The following is a 14,193-nucleotide window of genomic DNA, read 5'->3' as shown; positions in this document are numbered from 1 at the left end:
GTCGATGGTGGCACTGGTTTTTGCCTGCGTGTGCTGGGCCGCTGTTTTAAAATCACCCAGCAGGTCATTGCGACGGTCATACACATTCTGCAGCCGGTTGGTATTAGTGGCATAGGTGTACAGCAGGCTGTCCAGCACAAAGCTGGCATCGGGTTTCCAGGCCAGGTGACTCATGGTAAGGATATTGCCGTTGGCATCATAGCTGAGGCTGCGGGTGGCGGCGGGATAGTAGAAAATGAAATTTACAGTTATCAGGTAAATTGTTTTAAAACGAAAAAATAAGAAATATTAATTTGGTAAAAGCAATCAACACCATCTCCCAAACCGGATACTATGGATGTAGAAATTCTGTCGAGGATACAATTTGCCTTCACCATTTCATTCCATTATATCTACCCGCCGCTTAGTATTGGCCTCGGGCTCATCCTCGTGATCATGGAAGGAATGTACCTCCGCACCAACCAAAAGATCTACGAAGACATGACCCGCTTCTGGATCAAGATCTTTGCCCTCATTTTCGGCCTCGGTGTGGCCACCGGCATCATCATGGAATTTGAATTCGGTACTAACTGGGCAACCTACTCGAGATATGTGGGTGATATTTTCGGCAGCGCCCTCGCAGCAGAAGGGATCTTCGCCTTCGCCCTGGAGAGCGGCTTCTTGGGCATTCTCCTCTTTGGCTGGAACCGCGTGAGTTCAAGAGTGCATTTCTTCTCAACCATCATGGTATTTGTTGGATCGATGTTCAGCGCCGTATGGATCGTGGTGGCTAACAGCTGGCAACAAACGCCGGCAGGTTATCATATTGCAGGGGCGGGACTGGATGCTCGTGCCGAGATCACTGATTTCTGGGAAATGGTGTTTAATCCCTCCAGCATGGAAAGGCTATGGCATGTGTGGATCGGCGCTTTCCTCGCAGGGGCATTCCTGGTATTGAGCGTGAATGCATGGTATATCTTGAAAGGTAAATTCCTCGAAATAGCAAAGCCATCTTTTAAGATCGCGCTGGCAGTGGCTACGGTATTCTCGTTGCTGCAACTGGTGGCAGGTCATGCCAGCTCAGAAGTGGTTGCAGAACACCAGCCCGCAAAACTGGCAGCTCTGGAAGGGCATTACGATAGCAGCGCCAGAGGTGATATGTACCTGCTGGGATGGGTTGATCAGAAAACACAGAAAACAACGGGGATCAAAATACCGGGGGGACTCTCCTTTTTACTCTACCAGGATTTCAATAAGCCGGTAACGGGGCTCAATGCCTTTGCCCCCGAAGACAAGCCATCACAGGTGAATGCGGTATTCCAGTTTTATCATATCATGGTGGCCATCGGCATGATGCTGATCGTTATCAGCGGTTATGCCTCCTGGTTATGGATGCGCAGCAAACTCTTTGACAGCAGATGGCTGATGATGGTTTTTGTGTGGGCGGTACTATTACCACAGGTTGCCAACCAGGCCGGATGGTTTGCCGCCGAGATGGGCCGCCAGCCATGGGTGGTATATGGACTGCTGAGAACATCAGACGCATTATCGAAATCGGTGAGAGCTGAGCAGGTGCTGTTTTCACTGGTATTGTTCACCCTCGTATATGCTACCCTGTTTGTCTTGTTTTTGTATCTGCTGAATAAAAAAATAAAGCATGGGCCGGTTATGCATACATCTGCTTCAGAAGAGGATACAGAACATTTCGGCGTACGTGAAAACCCGATGCTGCGCGGCGGCAAAACTTAAAAATAATGGAGATGTTTTTGGGAATCGATTATAATACATGGTGGTTTCTGGTATTCGGCGCTGTTATCAGCGGCTATGCCATACTGGATGGATTTGACCTCGGCGCAGGGGCGCTGCATCTTTTCCTGAAGAAGGAGAACAGCAGGCGTATTGCACTCAACGCTATCGGTCCGGTTTGGGATGGCAACGAAGTATGGCTGGTAATTGGCGGCGGTGCCTTGTTCGCCGGATTTCCTGTTGCCTATGCGGCAGTGTTCTCCGCATTTTATGTGCCGGTGATGATCTTCCTGGTTGGATTAATCTGGCGGGCCGTGGCCATTGAGTTCAGGAGTAAGGAGCCCGGCAGGATCTGGCGGCTCACCTGGGATATTATCTATTCTTTTGCCTGCATCGTGGTGACCTTATCACTCGGACTAATGCTGGGAAATGTTGCGATGGGCATTCCCCTCAATGAGAATAAAGAATTCACGGGAGAGTTCCTGTCGTTTATCAATCCCTTCTCCGTGCTGGTGGCCATCACCACGCTGGCCTTGTTCATGATGCATGGCGCCATATACCTCGCCATGAAAACAGAGAACCGGCTTTATACCAAGCTAACCATCCTTGCCAAGAATTTCAATGTGTTTTTCCTGGTGGCATTTGGTGTCACCACCTTGTATACCCTTCTGTATATTCCTCACCTCAGCAATACATTCAGGAGCAGTCCGCAGTATTTTATCTTCCCCGTATTGATGTTTCTTGCCATTGCCAATATACCGCGGCAACTGAAGAAGGGAAACTACCGCTTTGCCTTTTTGAGTTCGGCCATCACCATTGCAAGTTTACTGATCACCATAGCGATGGAAGTATTTCCCAATCTTGTTTATGCGAGCAATGATGCCGCCAATAGTATTACCATTCACAATGGAGCATCATCCACCAAAACCATGCGGATACTACTTACCATTGCACTGATCGGTACACCGCTGGTAGCCATCTATACCAGTTTTGTATTCTGGACATTCAAGGGCAAGGTTAAGCTGGATGAGATGAGTTATTGATCGCCTTAGTAGAGAGGTTATGCTACTACAATTCATATTTTCTTATCCTGATAATACTTAACCGATATAGTAACATTATAAAAAATATTAGTATCAACCATCCAGCGATCCGGTTGGGCAGTTTATTCAAACCCTGCTCAAATTGAAATTCTGTGACCAATGTATTAAGTGGTAAAAGATTCAGAAAAGGAATACTTTTCGAAAAGGAATAAACGAATAGGCTTTCCAAAAAGGAATAACCTAGATATCCCATTACACTTATTCTCCAATCTGTGAATATAAGTGCTAATAAACTCACCATGCAGTTTATGGCCAGGCTTACAGAAAAAGTCAGCACGGTTAGTTTTACATAGAAGACTGTATCAAGCCTGCTGCCGAAGAAGAGATGTAACGAACCCAAAAGAATAATATAGAGAAGAGTGAATATAATGGATAACAAAACACTGAACCGGATCTTTGCTAATAAAAAGGCGGTTTTCTGTACACCATTCAAAAGCTGGATTGAAACAAAGCCTGTACTGAACTCACGAGAGGAAGCTACCAGTATACTTATTGGTATTCCTGAAAACAACGCCGCTGATAAATTGTAATGAATAACCTTGATACTTTCAGAATCCAGTAGAGGCACTGATTCTCTGAATGCCATAAGCGAAGAGAGAAGGAATTGTATCAATAAAAAAATAAGGACGGTTATTGTAAACTTATTCAAATACGCTAATAACTCATTACGCATGCAAGAATAATTTGGTGGTATTGATATTTATTAATTGGTCCAATAATGATACGCCTTATTTACGGTTTCAAATTTGTCCCTGATGGCATCCGTATTATCCTGGTATGCAATTTTACCATCCTTCATGAATGCAAAGCGTGAACAGATTGGCTGTAGCTCGGTGCTGTGATGGCTGGATATAACTATAGCCGCATTTACCCTTAATTCTTTAACAATTTCCATGAATACTCTAATACCCTCTATATCCAGACCGTTAGTAGGTTCGTCAAACAAATACAAATTTTTTGGATAGAGTAATGTAGTATATATGGCAAGTCTTTTTTTCATCCCCTGTGATAGAGCACCATATTTCTTTCCTTCAAAAACATCAATCCCAAGTCGCTCTTTGCATAATTTATTACCTACTTTAGGATTGCGTTCCATTCTCCTGATCAGCAATTCAAGATTATTCCTACAAGTTAAATGTGTCAAATAGTTTTGGTATCCAAAAAGAGCTGATACAGTTTCTGGCGGGTAAGGATCGAGGATTTCTCCACTTGATGGAGAAAGGGCATTTCCCATAATTCGCAACAACGTCGTTTTACCGGAACCGTTAGCACCCATTATTCCAAGCACCTCACACTTCCTTATTGATAAACTTTCAACATTCAACACCTCCCTACCACCATACGTCTTCGTAATTTTTCTTAATTCCATATAAATTTTATTATAAAGTGAAGTGACACAATGGTGTCACTTCACTTTAGTGCATAATACCATTTACAATCTAATTTAATTATTACATAACAATAGCGTTTTTAGTTCTTGCGCATAAAACGGCAGCTCCTAAATATGCTCCACCTGTGCAAGACCCAAAAAGGAAGGTATCAGATACTTTACACCTGAATTTACACCAGCCAGTGCATCGTTGCTCGAAATATGATATTTGAGCCTCAATACACTCCCATGTTGGAACTACCATTCTGCAAGTACTGCAATTGTTAACCCACCGGGGGCCTCCAATTAATGTATCAGTAATTGTCTCACTGCCTGGATTGAAAATGGCAGTATATGAAGTATTTCCTTCAAATAAGTCAAAACTAATTTCCCCTGAATAGTAACCAAATGCATCTCGTTGTACATTTTGATTATTTTGATAAAATATTGAATATGACACAACTCCATCTATTGTACTTGGGACACCTATAACCACCCCTGAGGTATCACCATTTACCTCTATTACTGGTAAATGGATTGTTTTCATATTTGCATTTAGAATGGGGTTATAATCGTTTCTTGTCTTACCTCCATTATACTTTACTTTTGACACAATAGCCTGATTATAACTAGAAAACCTATTATAATCAACAGAGTTCCTAAAAGAATTCACATCATGGGAAGGAGGTGTTTCACAAACATAATATGGGGCACAAGCCGGGTCATTACAAGGATTTTCTAAATTCTCACAATATGTAGGTATACTATAAGTAGTATTCCCCTTTATAGACATTGGATTCTTTTCATCATAATCATTGGTAGGGGTAACTATGATTTTTCTTACAACCGATCATAATTGTGCATAATAATAAACACAATAATGTGTAAATGGGTGCTTTGAAATTTTTCATGATTTTAGTTTAATGGTAATAAATGCGTATTATGCTGAGGTATAGTTTTAGATATTATATTAACTTGATAATCCAAAAGTATATTGGTCTTTACAAATTTGCAATACCTCAAAGCGGGTATACTAATGCGTTATATTATATATATGTATATTATATTTGCACCAGTTTTTTATTAGGTTTAAGAATTACTGGTATTTCTGACTGTTGCTAATATGCCGCGGCAACTGAAGAAGGAGAATAACGTTTTGCCTTTTGAATTCAGCGGTCAACATCGCGAGTTTAATGATCGCCTTTCTTGATAGAAAGATCATACAAATGAGCAGCTGCTTCCACATCTTCTGTATTGCCGTCGGGGTCAGGAATCACGGCTATCTGTTTGCCGATCACTGTTCCCATATAGGCCTTGATACTGTCGGGGAAAGGTTGCTTTGGCGTCCACTGCGTGAAGAAAAACCAAACTCTTTTCTTACCACGAAGTGAATCAATATCACGTAAGATAGGTTCTACAGTTGGATGTGATCTTCCTGCAACGTATTCGGTTATACCTTCCCGTGGACCGTAGAATCGCAGGGCATAGCGGCTCTTGAAATAAACATAGAGAACATCACCGGGCTGCCATTGTTTTTTCAGTTCACGTAATACGGGCTGGGCCGATTGTCCATTGTAAGGAGGCCGGAGCATTGGTACTGCCAGCTTGGTAATTGCCAGTGGAAATGCTATGAGAGCGGCAAGTATTCCTACTACCACGGGTTTGAAGAAGCGAGGTTGCCATTCCCCCAATGCATTTATTCCTGCCATTCCGCCTATAAAAATTGGCCATGTAGCATAGAGCGAAACCCGGCCATCAAAAGGAAGTACGCGTAGTATGGAAAGCAGAAGCGCGGTGATAAGCGGGATAAATAATAAGAGGGTAACGATGCCATATTTCTTGCTGCAATAAATGAGTCCGGGTATAGAGAATAGCATCAGTGCCCAGGCAATATATGATGTAAATGGAATGATGTCGGAGGCCCACCAGGCCAGTGAAAAGGTAAGCTCTTTATGGATCTTGGTGGGGAACCATTTGAGTAGTTCCCATACACTTGAAAGTGGTGCAAACCCGCGGCTCCAGTAATCACTCATGGCCTCCTGCACATCGATGCTGATGACCAATTTTGCGTAGAGCGTTACAACCAGGCAGGCAATAGCCCATGGAATGACAACAGCAAAGAATCGTGAAAGTGCAAGTGGTGATTTCTTCTGTAGGATGCGGATAAAAACGATGAGCATGGCCATTGGAGCCATTACTACTGCGGGCATGGAGCAGAGGATAATTATGAGTCCGCCGATTGACATGATCCAAAGCCTTCGCTTATCCGGAACCTTGTAAAGTAGTTGCAATGCGCTCCACACGATGAATACAGCTGCTGTGAGATCAGCGGCATATTGTTTTGCTTCACCGCTATAGAATACCATCGCGAGGCTTAACGCGAAAAGAGCGAAGGCCCCGATGGCAGGCACTCCCGTGGTAAATGTTTTGCAGAGGGAGCGGTAAAATAGGAGTCCGGCCAGGGAAAACAAAAAAGGAAAAAAACGAAATGCGTGATCGTTTTCGCCGATCACCAGTGTAGCTATTTTCTGGAGGTATAGAAATCCGGGTGGTGCAACCTGGTTAAAACCAAGTGATTCTGTAGCCAACTGGTAGAAGTTGCGTTCCATCACATTGAAGGCGGCAGCCAGTTCATCGAGCCACATGGAGGATCGACCGAAAAAATGAATTGCGCGCAAAGTGATTGCCAGCAGCAGAACCAATGTGATCCATGTTTCCTGTTTGCGGAAAATTGATTTTAGCGCTGTCATAATAGCTGGGGTCATTTAGTATTGTGAAGCCATGCCACTACCTGTTCGGGATTGTGGGACTGGCCAATAATATCCTTGTAGAGATCGGGTCGGCGCGCGTTGAGGTAGCGATGGCCACCGGCGTGTGTAAGTTTATCGGCAGTGATGGTTGCGATGCAATAACTATCCTCAAAAGTTCGGCACTCGGCGATGATATCGCCATACGGATCAAGGATCATCGAGCAGCCGTTCTTGAGCTGGTCATCGTCCATCCCCATGGGATTAGAGAATACTGCATAGATCGCATTGTCGTAAGCCCTTGCGGGCAACCATTTCATGAGCCATGCCCTTCCTTTCATGCCATCAAATTCAAGCCGGAGTGAGGTGGGATCAGATTCCCTGTTCTTCCAAAGCTGCGGATCCACGAAACCCGCACCGGGCCTGGAAGACGGAGTACACATGGTAACATGCGGCATGAAAATAATATCGGCGCCCAGCAGTTTGGTGGCTCTTACATTTTCGATGATATTATTATCGTAGCAGATCAGAATGCCACATTTCCATCCTTTGATCTCAAAAATACAGTAGGCATCACCGGGAGTAAGATGAGGATTAATGAAAGGATGCAGCTTCCTGAATTTGGCGACAAGACCATCCTTGTCAACACATACATAGGTTTTGAAAAGATTATCTGCTGAATCCTTTTCAAAGAGTCCGGCGAGTATGATGATCTCATGTTTTGCGGCAATCTTGCGAAGGGCTTCAATACTTTCTCCCTCTGGTACAAACTCTGCCAGTTCCAGCATCTTTTCTTTGGAAAGATGGCGCGCAAAAGTATAGCCTGTGATGGAACATTCGTGGAAGGCGATAACGTCAGCCCCTGCTGCCGCGGCAGAAGCTGATAGATTATCGATCACCGTGAGGTTATAGTCTTTATTATTGCTCTGGTGTTCAAACTGTGCGGAAGCTATTCTGAGGTTTCCCTGCATTGAGATTTGACTTTTATCAGTAATAAATATCAGTCATTTATTTCAGGATTCCATTGGCCCATATCCTTCTTTGTTGAGGCGAGTCAGGCACCGGATCGCATTCTGCAAAATAATTTGTTCGTACCTTTAAGGACCTCACAGATCCTGTCCCCCGGAAATACATATCTCTTTTCATAATAGTTGATCTCACCATCAAAAATCATTTTATGAAAAAGTCTGTATTATTTATAGGTATACTGAGCCTGCTCCTCTGCTCCTGTTACAAGCCAACAGAATTCAGATTCCAGTCTTTAAGTAAAACTGCTCCGGATGAGCCTGTTTTTACGCATAGCACACAGTTCACCAACCCATATTTCCCTGCCAGGGAAAATACCACATATATATATGAGGGAGAAACAGAGGATGGCATGGAACATATCGAAGAAAGAAGGCTGAATGTTACCAGGACCATTATGGGAGTAGAATGCATTATAGTGAACTTCAGGGCCTATGTAAATGGCAACCTGGTAGAAGAAGCATTCGACTGGTATGCACAGGACGATGCAGGTACTGTCTGGTATTTTGGAGAAGCTGTTGACAATTACCTGGAAGACGGCACACTGGCTGACCATGCGGGTTCCTGGGAAGCAGGAGTTGATGGTGCAGAAGCAGGAATCCTGATGTTAGCCGCCCCCCGCATGGGCATGAAATACCGGGAAGAATTTTATCCTGACAATGCAGAAGATGAAGCACAGGTGATTGGAGTAAACCTGACCATTGAAACGCCGCTGGGCACTTATACCAACTGTCTTAAAACAAAAAACTGGAGTAAGCTGGAACCGGGAATTATTGAGCATAAATATTATGCACCCGGGGTTGGACTGGTTAAAGAAGTAAATCTCCAGGAGAAGGAAGAAATATTCCTGATTTCTATCCTTTGATGATTGATCTTAGAAATTGCTGTACAGCTTCTGATCTTCCGATAGGTTCCAGCAGGAAAATAAACAAGTTAATTGCAAGCGCCAGGTAAGTAGCGGGATGCTTGAGTTTGCCATATTTCCATGCTCCCAGCAACAGCATTCCGATGATCATGAACTGGGCGATATAGATGGGCGTCATAATATTTATGTTGGGCCAGTTGCTGCGATATATTCCTATGTAAACATTTTGTACACCTCTTCCGAGTGCGGGCATCATGATCAGGAATACCGTGGAGATCAGCCACCATGCATGGTTCTCAATTTGCTTGCGGTGAATGATGCTTTTTATGATGGCGAATCCGAATGCCGACATCATTACAATTTCCACTGCTGCAACGCCAAAGAAGAACCATGGCTGGAAGGGGCCGAAACGTGCAGGATCCTTCATGATGAGATCAGTAGTAGCAATATCGCGGTGCATCATTCCCAGTGCGGTGAGGCAAACACCGCCGGCGAGAAACATGCCTATGATGCCGTTAGTACGATGCCTTGGCATCTGGCCATGGGTAGCAAAATAAGGCTGGATGATCAGGTAGATATACCAGATGGTTCCTGTCCAGTAATGAATATGAACGGCCCATGCGTTTTCTGAAAAATCACCCCAGTAGTCGCGGTATATACCAAGCTGCATAAAGATCATGGGGATGAGCATCCACTTATGGAGTGATTTGTACTTAAGCATGATTATAAGGTGTTGTTACTTCAATACGGTTATGATCAGGGTCCAGGGTTTCGAATTCATAATAACCATCGCCGGTTTTACGTGGACCGCTAAGGATGGGAAAGCCGTTCTCTTTTAATTCCCTTGCTTTCTGTTCAACGGCTTCCATGGTATCAACGCCGAATGCGAGGTGGATGATACCCTGGTGTTGGGCCTCAACGCGGTCGTTAAGGTTTTGGGGGATAGTGGGCTTGCTCATGAGTTCAAGTCGCGCGCCCGAGGGAAAGCTGATGAAATAAGATCGGAAATCTTTATCAGGATTAAAGTACTGGTTGTTTAAACTTCCTTCAAAATAGTTACAGTAAAATTCGCGTAGAGCTTCCAGGTTGTTGGTCCATATGGCTACATGTTCAAGCGTCATTGGGTGCGTGTTTATTTAACGATTATTTTTTGCAGGCTCTTGTTGAGATGCGCAATGCATACCACCCCCATAGCGGTTAAGGGCCATGGGATCGATCTGAATGATTTCCCTGTCGGCAAATATTTTCTGCAACATGGTTTTCACTGTATCATCTTTTCTTTTCTCAGATTCCGGCAGTCCAGGCCTCCAGTATTTGGCTACCAATACAGTTTTGTTAGAGATAAGGAAATTACAATAACTCACTGCAGGCAACCAGCAAACTTCATCACCTTCCTTAAAGTTCTTATATAATATTTTACCATCACCGGTATTTTTCAGTGAATCTGTAAGAATCATTTTATCAACATACAAGGAATAGGCAGGAACCGGAAACTTAATGATATGAAAGGGTTTGCCATTGAGGTCCTTTGCCTTCTTTATTAATGCCAGGTTCTCTTTAAGAATAGCATAATCAGCATTACTCACCGGGTCAAGGTCTTTTTCGAGGGAGTCAATTTCCGCGAACACTATAGTACTATCGTTTACAAATCTTACAAATTCATCGGTATGACCGTTGGCTCCATAGCCAAAATAGTTTCCGGCCTTAGCCCCTGCCTGTACTTCATCCATCAGGGGCATTTTACCAAGCCATATCATTTGCTGCTTTCCGTAAATGCGTAGATATTCTTTTTCGATCTGCACCAGTGTGCTACCCGGATTTCTTTGCAGGGCTGTTTCTTCAAAACAAATCATCGCCGAACTACTCACTTCGAGACCACCACCTTCCGCAACTATTGAAGAGCTGATAAGTGGTAATTGCATTTGTTTTGCCAGTGAATCATCGATCTCTCCCCGTATATCGCTGTATTGATTAACTTCAAATGCTGTGGGGTAGCCGTAATTATTCCAGGCAAAGTCTGCTATTGCTAGCTCACCTTTTTTGTTCTTTAGAAAACGCGGACCTGCATCCCGGATAAATATATTAGGGATATAATAGATATACTTTCTGACGGTAGTGGTGTCAATACCAATGGATGAAATCTGGCGCAATGCGATTTGTTGCACGCTATCGGAACGCGACAAGATGGTGAGGGAAACATGTGGGCTTAATGCAGCGGCCATTTGTAAATGCACTTGCTGAATTGCACTATCTATACTCCATCCCAGCCAAACGGATTCCTGCTCTTCCCATTCGGGCGGAAAGAAGAAAGAGGATTCTTCCTTTTTTACAGGTTGACATGAAATGAGCGCGAGGGTTAGGAATAAAAATAGTGTTCGGTTCATGTGCTCTTTGCTGTTGACTTATTTATTTGCTGCGGTATTCGTATCCATGATGATTGTGTTCTGGTCGTGGGTCATCAACCATTTACCGTTGATCTTTGCAACTACGTAAAGCTTCATTTGCTTTTCATTTACATGCATTACACCAGGGGGATTCTCATAGGTATCTATAGTGTGTACTACATCTGCAACAGCAACATCGGGATGAACAAAGCGAATATCCATTGTATCAATTTTCATAGTTACACCTTTCAGAAATGTTACATGAACTGCAATTACTTCTGCAAGCACTTCATCGATTCCCTTTTTTATACCGCCTCCCGGATGTATATGGATCCAATCATTAGCTGCATATTGCCTGGCATTCTTAAACGCGCCATCATTAAAATCATCCTGAAACATTAGGATCACTTTCTTTACTGCCTCTTTATCAGCGGGGGTTTGTGCAAGAACGATATTTACAACAAACATCATGATCAATAGCAGGATCTTCGGTTTCATAACCAATGTATTTAGAATTCAGTGTATGCTCAAAGCTCTAACATAATTTAACCATTGTTAAGGTTTTCAATGGCACTAATTACTTCGTCTGAAGTTAAAACCGGTAATGCGCTATTCTTATAATCTTTTACATTTCTTGTTACAATAACATCTATCCTTTTACTTATTAAAGCAGTTTGATATTGAATTGCATCTTCAAAATCTTTGAAGTCACTCAATAGCGAATGAGAAATGACCTGTTTTGTAACATCTAATGTTTCCGTTAAAGCTTCAAGATCCCTTAAAATAGAGATCATCTCTTTGTGCGAGGAATTCCTTCTAATAATAAAGTAGATATTAGAATAGGATAATGCAGAAATAAATAATTTAAGTTTACCAGTCTCTGCTAAATAAAAAACTCTCGCAGCGGCATCTGAAAAAGGTTGCCTATTGGCAAGGACATCAATTATTACATTGGTGTCCAGAAAAAGATTTTTCATTTGCTGAATTTCTCATTTATGCTTTCCTGTAATGCATCCTTATAATTGAAATCCTTAGGTAATTTTACTGAACCGACCAATCTTTTAACCCGAGGTGATAATTTCTCTTTACTGCCCTCTTTGCTTGATAATGTTTTTAAATAATTCTCTACCAAATCAGACAAGCTCCTTCCCTTTTTCTGCGCATACACTTTAGCTGATTTAATTACCTCTTCCTCAATTGTCAATGTTAACTTTGTAGTCATACACGTATCTTTAAGCAAACAAATATACGTATTATATTTTATTTGGACGGGTATCCGGAAATATTGAGTCCCAGTACCAGGTTACGGTCTCCAACCCATAGACCATCTTTCTTTTTCAATTCCAATATACCACTTCCTGCGCGTTTGCTTAGCCTCTCCCGGTGCCTCTGGGTAAGTAATTTATCGTCATCAAAAACAAAGTCGTCGATCCAATATTCGGCGATATCATTGGGTTCTTTAACGGTAGCATGGATATGTGCGGGCTCTTTTGCATCGGGATATGATCCGGGTCGGATGGTATAGATGGAATACCTGCCATCGCTTCCCGTTTTAACCCAGCCACGGATGTAACCATGCGTTTGTCCACGATCGTTAGGAGGCATGCTTCTTTTCTCTTCTGGTTTGTGCAGGTATCGCCCTTCTGTATTGGTCTGGTAATAATAAAGCAATACACCGGTGGCGGGGGTCTTCGCATCTGATTGGTAAACGATACCGGTGACAAGAAGTTTCTGTCCGGATAACGTGAAACCCGGACTGGTATCTGTTGCACTTATATTTCGGGGGATGTTGTAGTAAGTGAATTCACGATTCTCAAATGGTCCGCCTACATCTACCGTCGACTGTACTTTCCAGGATGATGAACTATCCTTTTTTTCCTGTCCCCTGCAACTGCTGAAAAAGGCAAGTACAAGGCAGCATAATATTATCAGGTAAGGTAGTTTCATGCGATAACTTCCAAATCCTAAGTTATCAAAATTTCAGGCAAAGAGAAAGCTAATGTTTGATTGGGTAATCAAGATAAGCTTAAACTATATGTCTGATATAGTTCGTATCACCCTGCAGGGATTGCCGGCAGCAAATACATCCTCGGGAATATCGCGGGTAACCACGCTTCCTGCGCCAATGATGGACCTGCTACCAATTGTTACTCCCGGACAGATAACAGCTGATCCCCCAACCCATACGTCCTCTCCTATTACAATGGGTTGTGCAAATTCCAGTCCCGCTGCCCTTTCAGCATGATTAACAGGATGCATGGCGGTATAGATCTGGACATTGGGACCAAATAATGTTCTGCTACCGATGGTGACCTTCATAACATCCAACACCACGCAATTAAAATTAAAAAAGACCTTATCACCCGCTTCAACGTTGTAGCCATAATCACAATAGAAAGGGGGCTGTATCCAGAGATCTTGACCGGCATTGGGGATGAGAGCTTTCAGTGTTCTGTTTAGCGTTTCTGTATCAGCAGGGTCGGCGTTGTTCAGTTGTTGAAGTAGGATTCGTGCATTGGTTCTTTCTGTAGAAAGTTGTTCATCAAGGGCGTTGTAAAGCTCGCCGGCGAGCATTTTTTCTTTTTCTGTAGGCATGTAAGCATTTTTATTTCAAATATTACCCATTATCATCCTTCTCAACGTGTAAGATGTGTAATAATCTATGAATGATGGGAGCAAAAAACACTGCAGTTATACTTAGAAAAGCAACTCCACTATACAAGGCATATAGCGATGAAAATATTTTTGCAGTTGGTGATCTCATTTCAACTACCGGACCCATTCCTGTTAATATCATACAGGCCATATGAAAGCTATCCAGCCATCCAATGTCAGCAAAATAATGATACCCTAAGGTGCCTGTTAAAACGGAAATGGCAATTAATAATAACGCAACTAGTGTATAGCGTCCCAACCTGAATAAGAAGTGAGGTAATGGAGCAATCTGCTGCTTTCGGTTTTCGAGTTTCATTGT

Annotated in this window: 17 protein-coding genes; 3 read left to right on the top strand and 14 right to left on the bottom strand. The window is 43.0% G+C overall.

Going from position 1 to position 14,193, the window contains the following annotated elements:
• Positions 1-333 precede the first annotated feature (333 nt).
• Positions 334-1,728 carry a cytochrome ubiquinol oxidase subunit I gene (locus tag HY58_RS09605; RefSeq protein ID WP_039130938.1) on the top strand — a complete coding sequence of 465 codons (1,395 nt, stop codon included), beginning with the start codon at positions 334-336 and terminating at the stop codon, positions 1,726-1,728.
• Positions 1,729-1,733: 5 nt separating this feature from the next.
• Complete coding sequence (gene cydB, locus HY58_RS09600) at positions 1,734-2,768, top strand: cytochrome d ubiquinol oxidase subunit II (protein WP_039130935.1); 1,035 nt, start codon at positions 1,734-1,736, stop codon at positions 2,766-2,768.
• A 25-nt stretch (positions 2,769-2,793) separates the two neighbouring features.
• On the opposite strand, the gene HY58_RS09595 is transcribed toward cydB, so the two are convergent.
• The 5 genes from HY58_RS09595 to HY58_RS09575 all read right to left on the bottom strand — a co-directional run bounded on the left by HY58_RS09595 (position 2,794) and on the right by HY58_RS09575 (position 7,915).
• Positions 2,794-3,414, bottom strand: a complete 621-nt coding sequence (locus tag HY58_RS09595) for an ABC transporter permease (RefSeq protein WP_039130932.1) — start codon at positions 3,412-3,414, stop codon at positions 2,794-2,796.
• A gap of 117 nt (positions 3,415-3,531) precedes the next feature.
• Positions 3,532-4,197: an ATP-binding cassette domain-containing protein gene (locus HY58_RS09590; RefSeq protein ID WP_039130929.1), complete on the bottom strand. Its 666-nt coding sequence runs from the start codon at positions 4,195-4,197 to the stop codon at positions 3,532-3,534.
• 82 nt (positions 4,198-4,279) lie between these two features.
• Positions 4,280-4,990 (bottom strand): hypothetical protein, encoded by a 711-nt coding sequence (locus tag HY58_RS09585; RefSeq protein ID WP_172644635.1) that lies wholly within the window; start codon positions 4,988-4,990, stop codon positions 4,280-4,282.
• Positions 4,991-5,387: 397 nt separating this feature from the next.
• Positions 5,388-6,947: a glycosyltransferase family 39 protein gene (locus HY58_RS09580; protein WP_172644634.1), complete on the bottom strand. Its 1,560-nt coding sequence runs from the start codon at positions 6,945-6,947 to the stop codon at positions 5,388-5,390.
• A gap of 11 nt (positions 6,948-6,958) precedes the next feature.
• Entirely contained in the window at positions 6,959-7,915 is a 957-nt protein-coding gene (locus HY58_RS09575) for a nitrilase family protein (RefSeq protein WP_039130922.1), read from the bottom strand.
• 206 nt (positions 7,916-8,121) lie between these two features.
• On the opposite strand from HY58_RS09575, the gene HY58_RS18845 reads away from it, so the two are divergent.
• Positions 8,122-8,835: a hypothetical protein gene (locus HY58_RS18845; protein ID WP_052323988.1), complete on the top strand. Its 714-nt coding sequence runs from the start codon at positions 8,122-8,124 to the stop codon at positions 8,833-8,835.
• Here HY58_RS18845 and HY58_RS09565 read toward each other — a convergent pair.
• The 9 genes from HY58_RS09565 to HY58_RS09525 form a co-directional block, all read right to left on the bottom strand.
• Entirely contained in the window at positions 8,825-9,556 is a 732-nt protein-coding gene (locus HY58_RS09565) for a hypothetical protein (protein WP_039130919.1), read from the bottom strand. The two genes, HY58_RS18845 and HY58_RS09565, sit on opposite strands and share 11 nt — an antisense overlap.
• Positions 9,549-9,956, bottom strand: a complete 408-nt coding sequence (locus HY58_RS09560) for a VOC family protein (protein WP_039130917.1) — start codon at positions 9,954-9,956, stop codon at positions 9,549-9,551. The genes HY58_RS09565 and HY58_RS09560 overlap by 8 nt, the downstream gene beginning before the upstream one ends.
• 15 nt (positions 9,957-9,971) lie before the next feature.
• Positions 9,972-11,219 carry an agmatine/peptidylarginine deiminase gene (locus tag HY58_RS18840; RefSeq protein WP_052323987.1) on the bottom strand — a complete coding sequence of 416 codons (1,248 nt, stop codon included), beginning with the start codon at positions 11,217-11,219 and terminating at the stop codon, positions 9,972-9,974.
• 18 nt (positions 11,220-11,237) lie between these two features.
• Positions 11,238-11,717, bottom strand: coding sequence for a DUF4440 domain-containing protein (locus tag HY58_RS09550; RefSeq protein ID WP_039130913.1), 480 nt, complete (start codon positions 11,715-11,717; stop codon positions 11,238-11,240).
• 47 nt (positions 11,718-11,764) lie between these two features.
• Positions 11,765-12,196, bottom strand: a complete 432-nt coding sequence (locus tag HY58_RS09545) for a PIN domain-containing protein (RefSeq protein WP_039130911.1) — start codon at positions 12,194-12,196, stop codon at positions 11,765-11,767.
• Entirely contained in the window at positions 12,193-12,441 is a 249-nt protein-coding gene (locus HY58_RS09540) for a DUF6364 family protein (RefSeq protein WP_039130908.1), read from the bottom strand. Before HY58_RS09540 ends, HY58_RS09545 begins: the two co-directional genes overlap by 4 nt.
• Positions 12,442-12,479: 38 nt before the next feature.
• Positions 12,480-13,166, bottom strand: a complete 687-nt coding sequence (locus HY58_RS09535) for a hypothetical protein (RefSeq protein WP_039130905.1) — start codon at positions 13,164-13,166, stop codon at positions 12,480-12,482.
• Between the two features lie 84 nt (positions 13,167-13,250).
• Positions 13,251-13,814 (bottom strand): sugar O-acetyltransferase, encoded by a 564-nt coding sequence (locus HY58_RS09530; protein ID WP_039130902.1) that lies wholly within the window; start codon positions 13,812-13,814, stop codon positions 13,251-13,253.
• 22 nt (positions 13,815-13,836) lie between these two features.
• Positions 13,837-14,190 carry a hypothetical protein gene (locus HY58_RS09525; protein ID WP_039130899.1) on the bottom strand — a complete coding sequence of 118 codons (354 nt, stop codon included), beginning with the start codon at positions 14,188-14,190 and terminating at the stop codon, positions 13,837-13,839.
• Between the last annotated feature and the right edge of the window lie 3 nt (positions 14,191-14,193).

Source organism: Flavihumibacter sp. ZG627 (genome assembly GCF_000814325.1).
Taxonomy (GTDB): Bacteria; Bacteroidota; Bacteroidia; order Chitinophagales; family Chitinophagaceae; genus Flavihumibacter.
Note: the sequence above shows the minus strand (reverse complement) of the source record. Positions and strands in the feature narration are given on the sequence as shown.